Raw genomic sequence first — 19063 nt, forward strand, 5'->3', positions numbered from 1 at the left:
CCTAAGCCATCTACTTCAGCTGCACGCTGCCGGACACCGTGACCGTGACGGCGGTCTTGCCCGCCTCCACCGGCACCGGCGCGGCATCCGCATACGCCTTGGACTGCATCGCCGCCATGCGCGGGTGCGGCAGCGTGCCGGCATCGTCGGCCATCACCGACACCTCGCGCAGCGCATAGTCGGCGAAGCCGAAGGCGCGCGCCAGTTCGGCCGCCTTGGCCCGGAACTGCGCAATGGCCATGGCCTGTGCCTGGGCCTCGACGCGCGCGCGCTCCTCGCGGCTCAGGCTGAACGCCACCTGGCTCACCGTCAGGCCCGACACGCGGGCCGCGGTGCTGGTGATGCGCCCGAAGTCGCGCCCCTCCAGCACGATCTCGGCCGACCCCTGCCAGGTGCTGATGCGGCCGTCCTCGGTGTGGCGCGGGTACAGGCTGAAGCCGCCGCTGCGCACTTCCAGCTGGCCTGGCGCCGCGGCCTTGCGCGCCTCCGCCAGCGCGGCGTCGACGACGGCCTTCAGCTGCGTCTGCACCGTGGCGGCATCCGCCGCCTGGCGCGTGGTGCCCAGCGTCAGGCTCAGATGGTCCTGCGGCACGTCGACCGTGCCGCTGGCCGACAGCTGCACGACGTTCTGCGGCGGCGGCAGCGGCTGGGCCTGCAGCGGCGCCGCGAACAACGCGACCGCGCCGGCCAGCCAGGCGATGGAACAGGACTTCTGCATCAGGGACATGGGTACGTGACCTCCATTTTTGAACAAAGGGGCGATCCTCGCCCCAAACTGCATACAGGCGGTAAAACCCCGCGCCCGAGTTGTAACAGTGTGTCCAGGACGGGGCCTTTGGGCCGATCGGCGGGCATCGCGTTGCAGAATCGGCGCGCTTACAGCTTCCGTGCAATCCCTATGTCTCAGACATCTTCCCGACCCGACAAGATTCTGGTGGTGGATGACGACTCGCGCATCCGCGACCTGCTGCGGCGCTATCTGGTGCAGGAAGGCTTCGAAGTCATCCTGGCGGAAGACGGCAAGGCATTGAGCCGGCTGATGCTGCGCGAGACGGCCGACCTGATCGTGCTGGACCTGATGATGCCCGGCGAGGACGGCCTGTCCATCTGCCGCCGCCTGCGCGCCGCCAACGACCGCACGCCGATCATCATGCTGACGGCCAAGGGCGAGGACATCGACCGCATCGTCGGCCTGGAGGTCGGCGCCGACGACTACCTGGCCAAGCCCTTCAACCCGCGCGAACTGCTGGCGCGCATCCACGCCGTGCTGCGCCGCCGCCCGGCCAAGGAAGCGCCCGGCGCCCCGTCGACCGACAACGAGGTCACGAACTTCGGCCCGTTCGCGTTCGACATGGGCGCGCGCACGCTGCGCAAGAACGGCGAGGAACTGCCGCTGACCACCGGCGAGTTCGCGATGCTCAAGGCCCTGGTGCGCCACCCGCGCCAGCCGCTGTCGCGCGAGAAGCTGGCGCTGCTGGCGCGCGGCCGCGAGTTCGAGCCCTTCGACCGCAGCCTGGACGTGCAGGTCTCGCGCCTGCGCAAGCTGGTCGAGCAGGACGCCGCGGCGCCGCGCTACATCCAGACCGTCTGGGGCGTGGGCTACGTGTTCGTGCCGGACGGCGCCAACTGAAAAGCCCGTGAACGAGTCCCTCCCGCCCACGCGAGGCCTCCGGTGAGCGTCCACGCGCATGGCCATCGCCGTGCCCGGGGCCCTGCCCTTCGGGCCGGGGTGCGCGCTCGATTCGTTCACAGCTTCTGAGAAGGCGGCGAGCGCGCGTTCCCTCGTGCTGTTCAGCCCCTCCCCCCCTCAGCCGGATCTCTCGGACGGCACCAGCCCGGCGCCGCTGGAACTGCAGCCGCCCAGAAGGGGCGGCGCCCGATCGCTGCTGGCGATCAGCATGTTCTGGCGCACCTTCATCCTGCTGACCATGCTGCTGCTGGGCAGCATGCTGGCCTGGCTGCAGACCATGCGCCAGCTCGAGTTCGAGCCGCGCGCGATCCAGACGGCGCAGCAGATCGCGGCGCTGGTCAACCTCTCGCGGGCAGCGCTGCAGTACGCCGACCCGATCGCCCGCGTCTCGCTGCTCAAGGCCATGGCCGAGCAGGAGCGCGTGCGCATCGCGCCGCACGAACCCAAGGACCGGTTCGTGCCGCTGGACAACAGCGCGCTGAACCGGCGCATCGTCGCCGAACTGGTCTCGCGGCTGGGCAACGGCACCGTGGTCGCCAGCGCCGTCAACGGCGAGCCCGGGCTGTGGGTCGGCTTCACGATCAACGGCGACCCGAACTGGCTGCAGACCGACCTGGACCGCTTCTCGCCGACCAACAGCACGACCTGGCTGATCTGGCTGCTGACCACCGGCGCCATCTCGCTGGCCGGCGCAGCGCTGATCGCGGGGCTGATCAACCGCCCGCTCAAGCATCTGCTGGTCGCGACCAGCCGCGTGCGCGAGGGCGACTTCGTGGCCGGCCAGCTCGACGAAGGCAGCGTGACCGGCGAGATCCGCGAGGTCAACATCGGCTTCAACCGCATGGCGCAGCGGCTGGCCAAGGTCGAGCAGGACCGCGTGGTGATGCTGGCCGGCATCTCGCACGACCTGCGCACGCCGCTGGCGCGGCTGCGGCTGGAGACCGAGATGAGCGTGGGCGACCCCGACGCGCGCGCGCACATGGTGGCCGACATCGAGCAACTCGACCGCATCATCGACAAGTTCCTGGACTACGCGCGGCCGGGCCACATCGACCTCAAGCCGGTGTCGCTGAACCAGGTCGTCGAGGCCTGCGCCTACGCCGTGCGCGACCACGACGACATCCGCATCAACATCATGCTGCCCGAGCAGCTGTGGGTCATGGCCGACGCGACCGAGCTGGCGCGCGTGCTGTCCAACCTGCTGGAGAACGCGCGCCGCTACGGCAAGACGCCCGGCACCGACGTGACCGAGGTCGACATCGCCGCCAGGGCACGCGACGACTGGGTGCTGATCAAGGTGCGCGACCGCGGCCCCGGCGTCAGCGAATCGCAGCTGGCCGACCTGTCCAAGCCCTTCTTCCGTGGCGACACCGCGCGCACCGCCGCCACCGGCGCCGGCCTGGGCCTGTCCATCGTGGACACCGTCGTCAACCGCATGGGCGGCGGCTTCCAGCTGACCAACACGCGCTCCGGCGGCCTGGCCGCGCACATCCGGCTGCAGCGGGCGCGCCGGGTCGGTCAGTCCTGATAGAGCAGCGCCGCCGCGCGCGCCTCGATGCTCTGGCCCTGCCCCACGGGGCCCAGCTTCTCGGCCGTCTTGGCCTTCACGTTGACCTGGCCGACCTGCAGGCCCAACGTGCGGGCGATGCCCGCGCGCATGGCCGCGACGTGGGGCGCCAGCCGCGGTGCCTGGGCGATCACGGTGCTGTCGATGTTGCCGATGCGGTAGCCCTCGGCCGCCACGCGGCGCGCAGCCTCGGCCAGCAGCGCCATGGAGTCGGCGCCGGCGAACTGCGGGTCGCGGTCCGAGAAATGCGTGCCGATGTCGCCCAGCGCGGCCGCGCCCAGCAGCGCGTCGGTGATCGCGTGCAGCAGCACGTCGGCATCCGAGTGGCCCAGCAGGCCCATGGCGTACGGGATCGTCACGCCGCCGATCACGAGCGGGCGGCCGGGCACCAGGGCGTGCACGTCCCAGCCCTCGCCGATGCGGATGTTCATGTGGATGCTCCCTGCCGCCGGCCGCGCAGCACCTGCTCGGCCAGGGCGAAGTCTTCCGGATAGGTGACCTTGAAGTTCAGCGCGCCGCCCGGCACCAGCCGCGGCGCCAGGCCCAGGGCCTCGACCGCGCTGGACTCGTCGGTCACGGCGTCGGCATCGGCCGCCAGCGCAGCGTCCAGCGCGCGGCCCAGGAGGCCGATGCGGAACATCTGCGGCGTCTGCGCCAGCCACTTGTCCGCGCGCGGCAGCGTGGCCGCCACGCGGCTGGCACCGTCCTCCTGCTTCAGCGTGTCGGGCAGGCGGTGCGCCAGCAGGCCGCCGACCGGGTCGCCGGCGCAGGCGTCGATCAGGGCCTCGATCTGGTCCGGCGTGACCAGGCAGCGCGCGGCGTCGTGCACCAGCACCCAGTCGTCGTCGGCGGCGCCGTGCGCGACCAGGGCGCGCAGGCCGTTGCGCACGCTCAGCGCGCGCGAGGCGCCACCGCAGTCGCGCACCAGGCAGGGCGCGCCGTGCCGCTCGAGGAAGTCGTCGCCGGGCGCCACCACCACCAGCACGGCGCGGATGCGCGGCACGCCGGCGAAGGCCGCCAGCGTGTGCATCACCATCGGCTGGCCGGCCACGCTCCGGTACTGCTTAGGCTGCGCCGCGCCCGGCCGCAGCGCCCGGCTACCGCTGCCCGCGCAGGGGATCAGGGCGTAGTGGCGCGCATCGTTCTGCTTGTCCATCCGCGCGATTCTAGAAAGCGGTCCTCCCTAAAATGGCCAGACACCCCCCGCCCTCGCCCGGCGGGGGGCTTTTGCGTTTTCAGCTCCCGCCCCATGGACCTTCCCAAGCTCACCCCCGGCAAACGCTTCACCCTGCCCCGCCCGCCGGGCTCCGCCGACGCCCTGCTGCTGGCCCGCCTGGCCGAGCGCGACCAGGCCGGCCGCAAGGTCACGGCCATCGTGACCTCGGACGCGAACGACGCGCAGCGCCTGCTGGAGGAACTGCGCTTCTTCGCGCCCGGGCTGCGCTGCGCGCTGTTCCCGGACTGGGAGACGCTGCCCTACGACACCTTCTCGCCGCACCAGGACCTGATCAGCGAGCGCCTGGCGACGCTGTGGCGCCTGTACGCGGGCGCCGCCCAGGGCGATCCGCAGGCCGGCGTGGACGTGGTGCTGGTGCCGGCCACGACCGCGCTGTACCGCCTGGCGCCGCCCGGCTTCCTGGCCGGCACGACCTTCCACTTCCAGGCCAAGCAGAAGCTAGACGAGGCCCGGCTCAAGGCGCAGCTCACGCTGGCCGGCTACAGCCACGTGACCCAGGTCGTCAGCCCCGGCGAGTACGCGGTGCGCGGCGGCCTCATCGACCTATTCCCGATGGGCTCGCCGGTGCCCTACCGCGTGGACCTGTTCGACGACGAGATCGACTCGATCCGCACCTTCGACCCCGACAGCCAGCGCAGCCTGTACCCGGTGCCCGAGGTGCGGCTGCTGCCGGGCCGCGAGTTCCCGATGGACGACGCCGCGCGTGCGCGCTTCCGCAGCCGCTGGCGCGAGCTGCTGGAGGGCGACCCCACGCGCAGCCGCATCTACAAGGACATGGGCAACGGCGTGGCCACGGCCGGCATCGAGTACTACCTGCCGCTGTTCTTCGAGGACACGGCCACGGTGTTCGACTACCTCGGCGAGGCCGCCACCGTGGTGCTGCACGGCGACCTGGACGCCGCGTTCCAGCGCTTCTGGCAGGACACGCGCGAGCGCCACCGCCTGCTGCAGGGCGACCCCGAGCGGCCGGTGCTGCCGCCGCAGGCGCTGTTCCTGTCGAGCGAGCAGTTCTACGCCGAGGCCAACCGCCATGCCCAGCTGGCGCTGCGCCCGGCGCCGGCCGACGGCGGCGCCAGCCCGCCCTATGCCGAGTTCGCGCCGCTGCCGCCGCTGGCCGTGCTGCGCGGCGCCGAGGAGCCGCTGGCCAAGCTGGCCGGCCATCTGCGCGACAGCCGGCAGCGCGTGCTGCTGCTGGCCGAATCCGACGGCCGGCGCGAGAGCCTGCTGGACTTCGTGCGCGCCAGCCGCCTGAGCCCGCCGGTGTTCGACAGCCTGGCCGAGTTCCAGCAGAGCGACGAGCAACTGGGCATGGCCACCGGCGCGCTGGCCGCCGGCTTCGCCTGGCCGGAGGCCGGCATCGACTTCGTGACCGAAACCGAGCTGTTCGCGGCCGGCCCGACCACGCGCCGGCGCCGCAAGCAGGAACAGGTCAGCGACGTCGAGGCGCTGATCAAGGACCTGGCCGAGCTGAACGTGGGCGACCCGGTGGTGCACGCGGCGCACGGCATCGGCCGCTACCTGGGCCTGGTGAACCTGGACCTGGGCCAGGGCAACACCGAGTTCCTGCACCTGGAATACGCCGACAAGGCGGTGCTGTACGTGCCGGTCAGCCAGTTGCACCTGGTCAGCCGCTACACCGGCGTCAGCGCCAGCGAGGCACCGCTGCACAAGCTCGGCTCCGGCCAGTGGGAGAAGGCCAAGCGCAAGGCCGCCGAGCAGGTGCGCGACGCCGCCGCCGAGCTGCTGAACATCTACGCCCGGCGGGCCGCGCGCGAGGGCCATGCCTTCCGCTTCTCGGCGCAGGACTACGAGACCTTCGCCAACGACTTCGGCTTCGACGAGACGGCCGACCAGAACGCCGCGATCCACGCCGTGATCCAGGACATGGTGAGCCCGCGGCCGATGGACCGGCTGGTCTGCGGCGACGTGGGCTTCGGCAAGACCGAGGTGGCGCTGCGCGCGGCCTTCGTCGCCGTCACCGGCGGCAAGCAGGTGGCCTTCCTCGCGCCGACCACGCTGCTGGCCGAGCAGCACTACCAGACGCTGGTGGACCGCTTCTCCAAGTGGCCGGTCAAGGTGGCCGAGATGAGCCGCTTCCGCTCGGCCAAGGAAATCACGGCGGCCGCCAAGGGCATCGCCGACGGCAGCGTGGACATCGTGGTCGGCACGCACAAGCTGCTGTCGGCCAGCGTGAAGTTCAAGAACCTGGGCCTGCTGATCATCGACGAGGAGCACCGCTTCGGCGTGCGCCACAAGGAGGCCATGAAGGCGCTGCGCGCCGAGGTCGACGTGCTGACGCTGACGGCCACGCCGATCCCGCGCACGCTGGGCATGGCGCTGGAGGGCCTGCGCGACCTGTCGGTCATCGCCACCGCGCCGCAGCGCCGGCTGGCGATCAAGACCTTCGTGCGCAGCGAGAACAACGGCGTGATCCGCGAGGCCGTGCTGCGCGAGCTCAAGCGCGGCGGCCAGGCCTACTTCCTGCACAACGAGGTCGAGACCATCGAGAACCGCCGCGCCAAGCTGGAGGAGCTACTGCCCGAGGCGCGCATCGCCGTGGCCCACGGCCAGATGCCCGAGCGCGAGCTGGAGCGCGTGATGCGCGACTTCGTGGCCCAGCGCTTCAACGTGCTGCTGTGCTCGACCATCATCGAGACCGGCATCGACGTGCCCAGCGCCAACACCATCGTCATCGCGCGCGCCGACAAGTTCGGCCTGGCCCAGCTGCACCAGCTGCGCGGGCGCGTCGGCCGCAGCCACCACCAGGCCTATGCCTACCTGATGGTGCCCGACCTGGACGGCCTGACCAAGCAGGCCCAGCAGCGGCTGGACGCGATCCAGCAGATGGAGGAGCTGGGCTCGGGCTTCTACCTGGCGATGCACGACCTGGAGATCCGCGGCGCCGGCGAGGTGCTGGGCGAGAACCAGAGCGGCAACATGCTGGAGGTCGGCTTCCAGCTCTACAACGAGATGCTGTCCGAGGCCGTGCGCAGCCTGAAGGAAGGCAAGGAGCCGGACCTGCTGGCGCCGCTGTCGGCCACGACGGAGATCAACCTGCACGCCCCGGCCCTGCTGCCCGACGACTACTGCGGCGACGTGCACCTGCGCCTGTCGTTCTACAAGAAGCTGGCGACGGCGAAGAACGCGGAACAGGTGGACCGCCTGCTGGAGGAGATCGTCGACCGCTTCGGCAAGCTGCCGCCGCAGGCGCAGACGCTGATCGACGTGCACCGCCTGCGCGTGCTGGCGCGGCCCTACGGCGTGGTCAAGGTCGACGCCGCGCCGGGCGTGATCCACATCACCTTCAAGCCGAACGCGCCGGTGGAACCCATGCGCATCATCGAGCTGATCCAGAAGAACAGGCACATCAAGCTGGTCGGCAACGAGAAGCTGCGCATCGAGCGGGCCCTGCCCGAGCCGCGCGAGCGCGCGCAGATGGTGCGCGACGTGCTGCGGCACCTGGGCCAGCCGGTGGCGGCGCAGCCCGCCTGATCCCCCCATGGCGCTGCTGCACGCCGCCGCCCTGCTGCTGGCGCTGGCTATCGCCCTGGCGCTGCGCCCCTGGCGCATGCTGGCCGGCGCACGGCTGGCAACGCCGCTGCTGGCCACGCTAGTTGTGCTGCCGGTGCTGTGGGCGCTGCCGGCGCTGCACCCCATGCCACTGTCGCTGCGCTGGTCCGGCGCCTGCCTGGTGCTGCTGATGCTGGGCTGGCCGCTGGCCGTGCCGGCGCTGCTCGCCGTCGGCGCGCTGGCAGCGCTGATCGGCGGCCTGCCGGTCGACGCAGCCTTGGCACTGGCGGTGTGGCAGGGCCTGGTGCCGGCCACGCTGGCGCTCGGCCTGGGCGCACTGGTCCGGCGCCTGCCGCGCAACCCGTTCGTCTACATCTTCGGCCGCGGCTTCTTCGGCACGCTGCTGTGCACCTTTGCCGCACTGCTGGCGGAGTACACGCTGGTCGCCGAGCTGCCGCCCGCCGACGTGCAGCTACCGTTCGTCGCCCTGTGGCTCATGGCCTGGGCCGACGCCATCGTGACCGGCATGCTGGTCGCTATCTTCGTCGCGTTCCGCCCGGACTGGCTCGCCACCTGGTCGGACCGGCACTACCTGCCCCGCCCATGACTACTGACCAGAGCTTCGCCCCCGGCCTCGTGATCCGCGGCCTCGCATCCCCGCGACGCCTCGCGGATTTCAAGCTGATCGCGTTCGACATGGACTCGACGCTGATCAACATCGAATGCATCGACGAGATCGCCGACGCGGCCGGCAAGAAGGCCGAGGTGGCGGCCATCACCGAAGCCACGATGCGCGGCGAGATCAAGGACTTCAAGGAGAGCCTCACGCGCCGCGTGGCGCTGCTCGCGGGCGTGCCGGTCGCGGCGCTGCAGCGGGTCTACGACGAGCGCCTGCGGCTGAACCCCGGCGCGGCCGAACTGGTGGGCGCCTGCCAGGCCGCGGGACTGAAGGTACTGCTGGTCTCGGGCGGCTTCACCTTCTTCGCGGACCGCGTGCGCGCGCGGCTGGGGATCGACTTCGTGCGCGCCAACCTGCTGGAGGAGGCCGATGGCCGGCTGACCGGCCGCGTGGTGCCGCAGTGCTGGGGCGACATCTGCGACGGCGCCGAGAAGCGCCGCACGCTGCTGGAGGTGGCCTCGCTGCTGGGCGTCGATCCCCGCCAGGCCATCGCGGTCGGCGACGGCGCCAACGACCTGCCGATGATGGGCGAGGCCGGCCTGTCCGTGGCCTACCACGCCAAGCCCAGGGTGCGCGAGCAGGCCATGGTCTCGATCGAGACCGGTGGCCTAGACCGCCTGCTCGAGCTGCTGCGGCCCTGACGCCGGCACGATGCGTGAAGATTCTTGCGGACCCGTGAACCCCCGATTCCGAGGGGATTCGATTGCCCCGCAAGACCTTGCATATTTGTTGCTACACACTGGCAGCGAGAGACTATGATGGTTTGAACCTAGCCGCCAAACGCGACCCAAAGCGTTGACAGCCGATCCCGAGTCACCAGGAGAAACGATGTCGATCTTTGCCCGTTACCAGGACCGCTTCGAAGCCGCGCAGGAAGAGGAGATGTCGGTCCAGGAGTACCTGGAGTTGTGCAAGCGAGACCCCTCGGCCTATGCCAGCGTCGCCGAGCGCATGCTGCTGGCGATCGGGGACTCGGAGCTGGTGGACACGCGCACCGACCCGCGCCTGTCGCGCATCTTCGCCAACAAGATGATCCGCGTGTACCCGGCCTTCCGCGACCTGTACGGCATGGAAGAGGTGATCGAGAACATCGTCTCGTACTTCCGCCACGCGGCCCAGGGCCTGGAGGAGAAGAAGCAGGTGCTGTACCTGCTGGGCCCGGTGGGCGGCGGCAAGTCCTCGCTGGCCGAGCGGCTCAAGTACCTGATCGAGAAGGTGCCGTTCTACGCGATCAAGGGCTCGCCGGTGCACGAGTCGCCGCTGGGCCTGTTCGACCCGAACGAGGATGCCGACCTGCTGGAGACTGACTATGGCATCCCGCGCCGCTACCTCACGACCATCATGAGCCCCTGGGCCGTCAAGCGGCTGCAGGAGTTCGGCGGCGACATCACCAAGTTCCGCGTGGTCAAGATCCGGCCCTCGGTGCTCAAGCAGATCGCCGTGTCCAAGACCGAGCCGGGCGACGAGAACAACCAGGACATCTCCTCGCTGGTCGGCAAGATCGACATCCGCAAGCTGGAGACCTATTCCCAGGACGATCCGGACGCGTACTCGTATTCCGGCGGCCTGTGCCTGTCCAACCGCGGCGTGCTCGAGTTCGTGGAAATGTTCAAGGCGCCGATCAAGGTGCTGCACCCGCTGCTGACCGCCACGCAGGAGGGCAACTACAAGGGCACCGAAGGCTTCGGCGCGATCCCGTTCGACGGACTGATCCTGGCCCACTCGAACGAGGCCGAGTGGCAGGCCTTCCGCAACAACCGCAACAACGAGGCCTTCCTCGACCGGATCTACATCGTCAAGGTGCCGTACTGCCTGCGCGTGTCCGACGAGATCAAGATCTACGAGAAGCTGGTCGTCAATTCCTCGCTGGGCCATGCGCCCTGCGCGCCGGACACCCTGCGCATGCTGGCGCAGTTCTCGGTGCTCTCGCGGCTCAAGGAGCCGGAGAACTCCAGCATCTATTCCAAGATGCGCGTGTACGACGGCGAGAACCTGAAGGACACCGACCCGCGCGCCAAGAGCTTCCAGGAATACCGCGACTTCGCCGGCGTCGACGAGGGCATGACCGGCCTGTCCACGCGCTTCGCGTTCAAGATCCTGTCGCGCGTGTTCAACTTCGACCACCGCGAGGTGGCGGCCAATCCGGTGCACCTGATGTATGTGCTGGAGCAGCAGATCGAGCAGGAGCAGTTCCCGCCCGAGATCGGCGAGAAGTACCTGCGCTACATCAAGGAGTACCTGTCGCCGCGCTACGCGGAGTTCATCGGCAAGGAGATCCAGACCTCCTACCTGGAGAGCTACTCCGAGTACGGCCAGAACATCTTCGACCGCTACGTGGTCTATGCCGACTTCTGGATCCAGGACCAGGAGTACCGCGACCCGAACACCGGCGAGATCCTGGACCGCGCCGCGCTGAACGACGAGTTGGAGAAGATCGAGAAGCCCGCCGGCATCTCCAACCCCAAGGACTTCCGCAACGAGGTCGTGAACTTCGTGCTGCGCGCCCGGGCACGGCAGGACGGCAAGAACCCGGCCTGGACCTCCTACGAGAAGCTGCGCGCGGTGATCGAGAAGAAGATGTTCTCCAACACCGAGGACCTGCTGCCCGTGATCTCGTTCAACGCCAAGGCCAGCAACGAGGAGCAGAAGAAGCACCAGGACTTCGTGAACCGCATGATCACCAAGGGCTACACCGAGAAGCAGGTGCGGCTGCTGTGCGAGTGGTACCTGCGCGTGCGCAAGTCGTCCTGAGGACCGGGGAGGCGGAGGCCATGACATGAGCGTGCGCATCGTCGACCGACGCTACGACAGCAAGAACAAGAGCTCCGTCAACCGCAGCCGCTTCATCCGGCGCTTCAAGGGCCAGATCCGCAAGGCCGTCTCGGACGCGATCAACAAGCGCGGCCTGAAGGACCTGGACGAGGGCGAGAAGATCGGTATCCCCGGCAAGGACATCGACGAGCCCCAGTTCGAGCACGGCCGCGGCGGCGTCTGGGAAGCGGTGCGCCCCGGCAACGACCGCTTCAACGCCGGCGACCAGGTCGAGCGTCCCAAGGGCGGCGGCGGGGGTGGCGGCGGCAAGGGCCAGGCCAGCAACGAGGGCGAGAGCCTGGACGACTTCGTCTTCACGCTGACCAAGGAAGAATTCCTGGACATCTTCTTCGACGAGATGGCGCTGCCCAACCTCGTCAAGCAGCAGCTGGCCCAGATCGAGCAGTACAAGCGCACGCGCGCCGGCTTCGTGCAGACCGGCGTGCCGACCAACGTGAACCTCACGCGCACCATGCGCGGCGCCGCCGGCCGGCGCGTGGCCATCGGCGGCCCGTACACGGCGCAGCTGCGCGCGCTGGAGAAGGAGCTGGCCGAACTGCGCGAGACGCTGCCCGAGGACGACCCCGAGGTCGAGCGCGTGCAGCGCGAGATCGCCAAGCTGCGCGCCAAGATCGAGGCCATCCCCTTCGTCGACACCTTCGACCTGCGCTACAACAACCGCGTCAAGACGCCCAAGCCCTCGACCCAGGCCGTGATGTTCTGCCTGCTCGACGTGTCCGGCTCGATGGACGAGGGGCGCAAGAACGTGGCCAAGCGCTTCTTCATGCTGCTGTACCTGTTCCTGAACCGGAACTACGAGCACATCGAGGTCGTGTTCATCCGCCACCACACCGTGGCCAGCGAGGTCAACGAGGAAGACTTCTTCACCTCGCGCGAGTCCGGCGGCACCGTGGTCTCCAGCGCGCTGACGCTGATGCACGAGATCATCGTCAAGCGCTATCCCAGCAGCGTATGGAACATCTACGGCGCACAGGCCTCCGACGGCGACAACTGGCACGACGACTCGCCGCGCTGCCGCGAGATCCTGGAGAACCAGATCCTGGACCTGACGCAGTACTTCGCCTACATCGAGATCACCGACGGCCCGCCGCAGAACCTGTGGGAAGAGTACGAGAAGCTGCAGGCCGGACGCGCCGGCCGCTTCGCGATGCAGCGCATCGCCACCCTGGCCGACATCTACCCCGTGTTCCGCGAACTGTTCAAGCGCCGGGCCTGAAGACCGCCTGGCGCCGCCGCGAGGGAAACCCATGCTGACCAAGACCCAGTTCCAGCCGCTGCCCGGCGGCTCCGAATGGAGCTTCGAGGCCATCGAGGCCTACGACGAGGCCATCGCGCGCGTGGCCCGCGACTACGGGCTGGATTGCTATCCGCACCAGATCGAGGTCATCAGCGCCGAGCAGATGATGGACGCCTACGCCTCCATCGGCATGCCGGTCTACTACCACCACTGGTCGTTCGGCAAGCATTTCCTGGCCACCGAGAACCGCTACAAGCGCGGCCAGATGGGGCTGGCCTACGAGATCGTCATCAACTCCAACCCGTGCATCGCCTACCTGATGGACGAGAACACGCTGCCGATGCAGGCGCTGGTGATCGCCCATGCGGCCTACGGGCACAACTCGTTCTTCAAGGGCAACCACCTGTTCCGGCAGTGGACCAGCGCCGACGCGATCATCGACTACCTGGTGTTCGCCAAGAACTACATCGCGCAGTGCGAGGAGCGCCACGGCGTGGAGGCCGTAGAACGGCTGATCGACGCCTGCCACGCGCTGACCAACGTGGGCGTGGACCGCTACAAGCGCTCGCCCAGGCTGTCGCTGGAGAAGGAGACGCTGCGCCAGAAGGAACGCGAGGAATACCTGCAGGCCCAGGTGAACGACCTGTGGCGCACGCTGCCGCCGCGCCACGAAGCCGAGCAGCACAAACACGTGGAGCGCTTCCCGAAAGAGCCGGAAGAGAACCTGCTGTACTTCATCGAGAAGCACGCGCCGCTGCTGGAGCCCTGGCAGCGCGAGATCGTGCGCATCGTGCGCAAGATCGGCCAGTACTTCTATCCGCAGCGCCAGACCCAGGTCATGAACGAGGGCTGGGCCACCTACTGGCACTACACCATCCTGAACACGCTGTACGACCAGGGCCAGCTGTCGGACGGCTTCATGATGGAGTTCCTGCAGTCGCACACCAACGTGGTCTACCAGCCGCCGTACAACAGCCCGCATTTCTCGGGCATCAACCCGTACGCGCTGGGCTTCGCGATGTGGCGCGACATTCGCCGCATCTGCGAGGAGCCGACCGACGAGGACCGCGCCTGGTTCCCCGAGATCGCGGGCTCGGACTGGCGCAAGACCTTCGACTTCGCGATGCAGAACTTCAAGGACGAGAGCTTCGTCGCGCAGTTCCTGTCGCCCCGGCTGATGCGCGAGTTCCGCTTCTTCTCGGTGCTGGACGACGACAGCCGCAGCAGGCTGGAGATCCAGGCCATCCACGACGAGAACGGCTACCGCGCGCTGCGGCGCCAGCTGTCCGAGCAGTACGACCTCGGCAGCCGCGAACCCAACATCCAGGTGTGGAACGTGGACCTGCGCGGCGACCGCTCGCTGACGCTGCGCCACTTCGCGCACCAGCGCCGCCCGCTGGGCGATTCGGCCGACACCATGCTGTCGCACCTGGCCTCGCTGTGGGGCTTCAACGTGCGGATGGAGCGACAGAACGCCGACGGCTCGGTGGAACTGGTGGCCGAGCACCGGCAGGACCGGCGCCGGCGCGCCGGCGATCCGCCGGCGCCCTGAACGGCGTGGCCGGCCTGTCGCGCCGCCGCTGGCTGGCAACGCTCGCCGCGCTGCCGGCCGCGGCGCATGCGGGCTTCAATTTCTTCACCGGCGAGTACACGGCCAGCCATACCGAACTGCAGGCCCTGGTGGACCGGCAGTTCCCGCTGGAGCAGCGCTACGCCGAAGTCTTCAGCGTGCGCCTGCACGACCCGCGGCTGGGCCTGAACGCACGCGCGCAGCGCACCGCCATCACGGCCGCGCTGGCCATCGGCAGCCCCTGGCTGGGCACCGGCCTGGTCGAGGGCACCGTGGCGATGAGCAGCGCGCTGCGCTGGGACGCCGCCACCCGCACGCTGCGGCTGGACCGGCCCAGCGTCGAAAGCCTGGAACTGCAGGGCCTGCCGGGCAGCGACGCCGACCGCCTGCGCCGCATCGGCGCCGTGGTCGCGCAGGAACTGCTGCACGACCACGTGCTGCGCAGCTTCACGAAGGAGGAAATGACCTTCGGCCTGAAGACCTACGAGGTCGGCGCGATCACCGTGCTGGCGGACGGGATCAAGGTGGCCTTGCTGTAGATGCGCAAAAAAAAGGCCGCTGAAGCGGCCCTTTTCTGCGGAGCGAACCCCTTGCGGGACTGGACTGCTACTTCTTCTGCGGCGGCAGGTCCGTGCAGGTGCCGTGCGCCACCTCGGCCGCCATGCCGATGCTCTCGCCCAGCGTGGGGTGAGGGTGGATGGTCTTGCCGATGTCGATCTCGTCGGCACCCATTTCGATGGCCAGGGCCACCTCGCCGATCATGTCGCCGGCGTGCGTGCCGACGATGCCCCCGCCCAGGATGCGGTGCGTCTCGGCGTCGAACAGCAGCTTGGTGAAGCCCTCGTCGCGGCCGTTGGCGATGGCACGGCCCGAGGCCGTCCATGGGAACAGGCCCTTCTTGACCTTGATGCCCTCGGCCTTGGCCTGGTCCTCGGTCAGGCCGACCCAGGCGACCTCGGGGTCGGTGTAGGCGACGCTGGGGATCACGCGCGCGTTGAACGCGGCGCTGGCCAATTCCTTGTCGCCCTTCTGCTCGCCAGCGATGACCTCGGCCGCCACGTGCGCCTCGTGCACCGCCTTGTGCGCCAGCATGGGCTGGCCGACGATGTCGCCGATGGCGAAGATGTGCGCCACGTTGGTGCGCATCTGGATGTCCACGGGGATGAAGCCGCGGTCCGTCACGGCCACGCCGGCCTTGTCGGCGCCGATCTTCTTGCCATTGGGGCTGCGGCCCACGGCCTGCAGCACGAGGTCGTAGACCTGCGGCTCCTTGGGCGCGTTGGCGCCTTCGAACATGACCTTGATGCCGTCCTTGGTCGCCTCGGCGCCGACGGTCTTGGTGCCGGTCATGATGTTGTCGAAGCGCGGCGCGTTCATCTTCTGCCAGACCTTGACGAGGTCGCGGTCGGCGCCCTGCATCAGGCCGTCCAGCATCTCCACCACGTCCAGGCGCGCGCCCAGCGTGGAGTAGACCGTGCCCATCTCCAGGCCGATGATGCCGCCGCCCAGGATCAGCATGCGCTTGGGATCGGTGCCCAGCGCCAGCGCGCCGGTGGAATCGACCACGCGCGGATCGTCCTTGGGCATGAACGGCAGCTGCACGGCCTGCGAACCGGCCGCGATGATGCAGTGGCGGAACTTGACGACCTGCTTCTTGCCGGTCAGCTCCTGGCCGGTGCCCGAGGTTTCCTGCACTTCCAGGTGGTAGGGGTCGATGAAGCTGCCGACGCCGCGCACGGTGGTGACCTTGCGCATCTTGGCCATGGCCGCCAGGCCGCCGGTCAGCTTGCCGACGACCTTGTTCTTGTGCGCCAGCAGCTTGGCGCGGTCGACCGTGGGCGGCGCGAACTCCACGCCCAGCGCGGCGAAGTGCTTGACCTCGTCCATCACGGCGGCCACGTGCAGCAGCGCCTTGGACGGGATGCAGCCCACGTTCAGGCAGACGCCGCCCAGCGTGGCATAACGCTCGACCAGCACGGTCTTCATGCCCAGGTCGGCGCTGCGGAACGCGGCGGAGTAGCCGCCGGGGCCGGCGCCGAGCACGAGCGTGTCGCATTCCACGTCCACCGGGCCGGCATAGCTGCCGGCGGCCTGCGGGACGGGCGCGGACGCCGCAGGAGCCGGCGCCTTGGCCGGCGCGGCCGCGGCGGGCGCCGGCGCGGGAGCCGGTGCCGGCGAGGCGGTCGCGGCATCGGCCTCCACCGTCAGCACCACCGAACCCTCGCTGACCTTGTCGCCCACGGCGACCTTCAGCGCGGTGACCTTGCCGCCGTGGCTGGCCGGGATCTCCATCGAAGCCTTGTCGCTCTCCACGGTGATCAGCGACTGCTCGGGCTTGATGACGTCGCCCACCTGGACCAGCAGCTCAATGACGGCGACGTCCTTGAAGTCGCCGATGTCGGGAACCTTGATGTCGATGCTTGCCATGAATCTCTCTCCATTGCCGCGCCTCGGGCGCCGGCCTATTTCTTCGTCTTGACCGTGTACACCTCGGCCGGACCGGCCGAGTTCTTGTCGAATTCGCAGCCGGTCTGCACGCCGATCAGCGCGAGCTCGCGGGCGGTCCGGGCGTGGCGCGAGGCCGCGTGCATGGCTCCGAGCGCGAAGCTGCGCCCCGAGCCGATGCCCCAGAACTCCTTGAACTCGAACACCTCGCGGTAGCTGTACAGCCCGTAGATGCCGCTGGCGTTGGCCAGCAGCACGCTGAACTGGCTGGACTCGTAGGGATCGCCGTCCTCTTCCTTGGTCTGCAGGAAGAAGCGCTCCTTCAGGATGGGATGCAGCCGCGTGAAGGTCTCGAACACCTCGTCCTTGCCCGACAGGCGCAGTTCCTCGCGCGGCAGGCCCGCGAGGGCCTTGCGCAGCACGGGGAAGTGCGCCACGGTGCCGGCCATGCCCACGTAGGTGAGCCCGTCCGGCGTGTCGAGCGGGAAGATCTTGCTGTTGTCCTCGAAGCGGTGCGTCAACCGCGTGTCGCCGAAGGTGACGAGCGTGTCGGCCGCGATCGCGACCTGGCCCGCCTTCTTCACGACAACGACGGTCGTCATGCCCGCGCCGTCAGAGCAGGATCCGGCGGAAGTCGGCGAGCAACTGGCCGAAGTAGGCGTTGAAGCGCGCAGCGGCGGCGCCGTCGATCACGCGGTGGTCCCACGACAGCGACAGCGGCAGCATCAGCCGCGGCTGGAACTGCTTGCCGTCCCAGCGCGGTTCGATGTTGCTCTTGCACACGCCCATGATGGCGACTTCCGGCGCGTTGATGATCGGCGTGAAGTAGCGCCCGCCGATGCCGCCCAGCGAACTGATCGTGAAGCAGGCGCCGCTCATGTCGGCCGGGCCCAGCTTGCCGTCGCGCGCCTTCTTGGCCAGGTCGCCCATTTCCTGGCTGATCTGGATCACGCCCTTCTTGTCGGCGTCCTTGATCACGGGCACGACCAGGCCGTTCGGCGTGTCGGCCGCGAAGCCGATGTGGAAGTACTTCTTGAGCACCAGCTCCTCGCCGTCCAGCGAGGCGTTGAACTCGGGGAACTTCTTCAGTGCAGCGACCGAGGCCTTGATCATGAAGGCCAGCATCGTGAGCTTGACGCCGGACTTCTCGTTCTCCTTGTTGGTGGCGACGCGGAAGGCTTCCAGGTCGGTGATGTCCGCGTCGTCGTGGTTGGTGACGTGCGGGATCATGACCCAGTTGCGGTGCAGGTTGGCACCGCTGATCTTCTTGATGCGGCCCAGCGGCTTGCGCTCGATCTCGCCGAACTTCGTGAAATCGACCTTGGGCCAGGGCAGCAGGCCCAGCGCGGCACCGTCGGCACCACCGCCACCGGCCGGGGCCTTGGCGGCCTGGGCCCGGGTCTGCACCGCGCCGCTCATCACGGCCTTGGTGAAGTTCTGGATGTCGTCCTGCGTGATGCGGCCCTTGGCGCCGGAGCCCTTGACCTCCTCCAGCGGCACGCCGAGTTCGCGCGCGAACTTGCGCACCGACGGCGAGGCATGGGGCAGGCTGGCGCTCGGGGCCTTGGTCGGGTCGTGCGCGGGCGCAGCGGCCGCCGCGGGCGCCGATGCAGGCGCCGGCGCGGAGGCAGCAGCCGGTGCGGGCGCCGCGGCGGCTGCCGCCGCCGGGGCCGGAGCGGCTGCACCACCGGCGCCTTCCAGCACGGCGATCAGGTCGCCCTGGTTGACCTTGTCGCCGACCTTGACCTTCAGCTCCTTCAGCACGCCGGCAGCCGAGGACGGGATCTCCATCGAGGCCTTGTCGGACTCGACCGTGATCAGCGACTGCTCGACCTTGACCGTGTCGCCGGGCTGGACCATGACCTCGATCACGGCCACGTCCTTGAAGTCGCCGATGTCGGGTACGCGCACCTCGACCGGGCCGCTGGCCTGCGCCGGCGCGGCGGCGGGCGCAGCCGCGGCCGGCGCCGGGGCGGGTGCGGCAGCAGGTGCCGCGGGAGCTGGAGCCGGCGCCGCGGCGGCAGCGCCGTCGGCCTCCAGCAGCAGCACGACCGAGCCTTCGCTGACCTTGTCGCCGACCTGCACGCGCAGTTCCTTGACCACGCCAGCCGCGCTGGAGGGGATCTCCATCGAGGCCTTGTCGCTCTCCACCGTGATCAGCGACTGCTCGACCTTGATCGTGTCGCCGGGCTGGACCATCACTTCGATGACGGCCACGTTGTCGAAATCCCCGATGTCGGGGACCTTCACTTCCACCAATGCCATGTTGTGCGTCTCGCTCGTTGTGGTTGTGGGT

General features: G+C 69.1%; 15 protein-coding genes. 9 read left to right on the forward strand and 6 right to left on the reverse strand.

Annotated elements, in window-relative coordinates; translation table 11 throughout:
• Positions 1 to 10 precede the first annotated feature (10 nt).
• The gene (locus tag QM782_RS03140; protein ID WP_415205577.1) at positions 11 to 718 is read right to left on the reverse strand and encodes an SIMPL domain-containing protein; all 708 of its coding nucleotides are present in this window, start codon (positions 716 to 718) and stop codon (positions 11 to 13) included.
• Positions 719 to 898: 180 nt separating this feature from the next.
• On the opposite strand from QM782_RS03140, the gene ompR reads away from it, so the two are divergent.
• Both ompR and QM782_RS03150 read left to right on the forward strand, forming a co-directional pair.
• Positions 899 to 1630 carry a two-component system response regulator OmpR gene (gene ompR / locus QM782_RS03145; RefSeq protein ID WP_415201472.1) on the forward strand — a complete coding sequence of 244 codons (732 nt, stop codon included), beginning with the start codon at positions 899 to 901 and terminating at the stop codon, positions 1628 to 1630.
• 268 nt (positions 1631 to 1898) lie between these two features.
• On the forward strand, positions 1899 to 3218 hold the full coding sequence (locus QM782_RS03150) for an ATP-binding protein (protein WP_415201473.1): 1320 nt from the start codon (positions 1899 to 1901) through the stop codon (positions 3216 to 3218).
• Here the strand turns inward: QM782_RS03150 and ispF are convergent.
• Both ispF and ispD read right to left on the reverse strand, forming a co-directional pair.
• Positions 3209 to 3688: a 2-C-methyl-D-erythritol 2,4-cyclodiphosphate synthase gene (ispF, locus tag QM782_RS03155; RefSeq protein ID WP_415201474.1), complete on the reverse strand. Its 480-nt coding sequence runs from the start codon at positions 3686 to 3688 to the stop codon at positions 3209 to 3211. The genes QM782_RS03150 and ispF overlap by 10 nt on opposite strands.
• Positions 3685 to 4413: a 2-C-methyl-D-erythritol 4-phosphate cytidylyltransferase gene (gene ispD / locus QM782_RS03160; RefSeq protein ID WP_415201475.1), complete on the reverse strand. Its 729-nt coding sequence runs from the start codon at positions 4411 to 4413 to the stop codon at positions 3685 to 3687. The genes ispF and ispD overlap by 4 nt, the downstream gene beginning before the upstream one ends.
• 93 nt (positions 4414 to 4506) lie before the next feature.
• On the opposite strand from ispD, the gene mfd reads away from it, so the two are divergent.
• The 7 genes from mfd to QM782_RS03195 all read left to right on the forward strand — a co-directional run bounded on the left by mfd (position 4507) and on the right by QM782_RS03195 (position 14861).
• Positions 4507 to 7986, forward strand: coding sequence for a transcription-repair coupling factor (gene mfd, locus QM782_RS03165; protein ID WP_415201476.1), 3480 nt, complete (start codon positions 4507 to 4509; stop codon positions 7984 to 7986).
• Positions 7987 to 7993: 7 nt separating this feature from the next.
• Positions 7994 to 8611 carry a hypothetical protein gene (locus QM782_RS03170; RefSeq protein ID WP_415201477.1) on the forward strand — a complete coding sequence of 206 codons (618 nt, stop codon included), beginning with the start codon at positions 7994 to 7996 and terminating at the stop codon, positions 8609 to 8611.
• Positions 8608 to 9324 carry a phosphoserine phosphatase SerB gene (gene serB / locus QM782_RS03175; RefSeq protein WP_415201478.1) on the forward strand — a complete coding sequence of 239 codons (717 nt, stop codon included), beginning with the start codon at positions 8608 to 8610 and terminating at the stop codon, positions 9322 to 9324. Before QM782_RS03170 ends, serB begins: the two co-directional genes overlap by 4 nt.
• Positions 9325 to 9511: 187 nt before the next feature.
• Positions 9512 to 11434, forward strand: coding sequence for a PrkA family serine protein kinase (locus tag QM782_RS03180; protein ID WP_415201479.1), 1923 nt, complete (start codon positions 9512 to 9514; stop codon positions 11432 to 11434).
• A 25-nt stretch (positions 11435 to 11459) separates the two neighbouring features.
• Positions 11460 to 12731 (forward strand): YeaH/YhbH family protein, encoded by a 1272-nt coding sequence (locus QM782_RS03185; RefSeq protein ID WP_415201480.1) that lies wholly within the window; start codon positions 11460 to 11462, stop codon positions 12729 to 12731.
• Between the two features lie 31 nt (positions 12732 to 12762).
• Positions 12763 to 14304 (forward strand): SpoVR family protein, encoded by a 1542-nt coding sequence (locus tag QM782_RS03190; protein WP_415201481.1) that lies wholly within the window; start codon positions 12763 to 12765, stop codon positions 14302 to 14304.
• Positions 14305 to 14309: 5 nt separating this feature from the next.
• Positions 14310 to 14861, forward strand: a complete 552-nt coding sequence (locus QM782_RS03195) for a DUF1439 domain-containing protein (protein ID WP_415201482.1) — start codon at positions 14310 to 14312, stop codon at positions 14859 to 14861.
• Positions 14862 to 14928: 67 nt separating this feature from the next.
• On the opposite strand, the gene lpdA is transcribed toward QM782_RS03195, so the two are convergent.
• From lpdA to aceF, 3 genes are read right to left on the reverse strand one after another with little or no spacing between them, the layout of a single operon-like run.
• Positions 14929 to 16749, reverse strand: a complete 1821-nt coding sequence (gene lpdA / locus QM782_RS03200; protein WP_415201483.1) for a dihydrolipoyl dehydrogenase — start codon at positions 16747 to 16749, stop codon at positions 14929 to 14931.
• Positions 16750 to 16784: 35 nt separating this feature from the next.
• The gene (locus QM782_RS03205; RefSeq protein WP_415201484.1) at positions 16785 to 17369 is read right to left on the reverse strand and encodes an MFS transporter; all 585 of its coding nucleotides are present in this window, start codon (positions 17367 to 17369) and stop codon (positions 16785 to 16787) included.
• Positions 17370 to 17379: 10 nt separating this feature from the next.
• Positions 17380 to 19032, reverse strand: coding sequence for a dihydrolipoyllysine-residue acetyltransferase (gene aceF / locus QM782_RS03210; protein WP_415201485.1), 1653 nt, complete (start codon positions 19030 to 19032; stop codon positions 17380 to 17382).
• Between the last annotated feature and the right edge of the window lie 31 nt (positions 19033 to 19063).

Source organism: Pseudorhodoferax sp. (assembly GCF_047601025.1).
Taxonomy (GTDB): Bacteria; Pseudomonadota; Gammaproteobacteria; order Burkholderiales; family Burkholderiaceae_C; genus Pseudorhodoferax.

Excerpts from the sequence above, each read along its gene's own strand:
- QM782_RS03140 (WP_415205577.1), bottom strand. The coding sequence starts at position 718 with ATGCAGAAGTCCTGTTCCATCGCCTGGCTGGCCGGCGCGGTCGCGTTG.
- ompR (WP_415201472.1), top strand. The coding sequence starts at position 899 with ATGTCTCAGACATCTTCCCGACCCGACAAGATTCTGGTGGTGGATGAC.
- QM782_RS03150 (WP_415201473.1), top strand. The coding sequence starts at position 1,899 with ATGTTCTGGCGCACCTTCATCCTGCTGACCATGCTGCTGCTGGGCAGC.
- ispF (WP_415201474.1), bottom strand. The coding sequence starts at position 3,688 with ATGAACATCCGCATCGGCGAGGGCTGGGACGTGCACGCCCTGGTGCCC.
- ispD (WP_415201475.1), bottom strand. The coding sequence starts at position 4,413 with ATGGACAAGCAGAACGATGCGCGCCACTACGCCCTGATCCCCTGCGCG.
- mfd (WP_415201476.1), top strand. The coding sequence starts at position 4,507 with ATGGACCTTCCCAAGCTCACCCCCGGCAAACGCTTCACCCTGCCCCGC.
- QM782_RS03170 (WP_415201477.1), top strand. The coding sequence starts at position 7,994 with ATGGCGCTGCTGCACGCCGCCGCCCTGCTGCTGGCGCTGGCTATCGCC.
- serB (WP_415201478.1), top strand. The coding sequence starts at position 8,608 with ATGACTACTGACCAGAGCTTCGCCCCCGGCCTCGTGATCCGCGGCCTC.
- QM782_RS03180 (WP_415201479.1), top strand. The coding sequence starts at position 9,512 with ATGTCGATCTTTGCCCGTTACCAGGACCGCTTCGAAGCCGCGCAGGAA.
- QM782_RS03185 (WP_415201480.1), top strand. The coding sequence starts at position 11,460 with ATGAGCGTGCGCATCGTCGACCGACGCTACGACAGCAAGAACAAGAGC.
- QM782_RS03190 (WP_415201481.1), top strand. The coding sequence starts at position 12,763 with ATGCTGACCAAGACCCAGTTCCAGCCGCTGCCCGGCGGCTCCGAATGG.
- lpdA (WP_415201483.1), bottom strand. The coding sequence starts at position 16,749 with ATGGCAAGCATCGACATCAAGGTTCCCGACATCGGCGACTTCAAGGAC.
- QM782_RS03205 (WP_415201484.1), bottom strand. The coding sequence starts at position 17,369 with ATGACGACCGTCGTTGTCGTGAAGAAGGCGGGCCAGGTCGCGATCGCG.
- aceF (WP_415201485.1), bottom strand. The coding sequence starts at position 19,032 with ATGGCATTGGTGGAAGTGAAGGTCCCCGACATCGGGGATTTCGACAAC.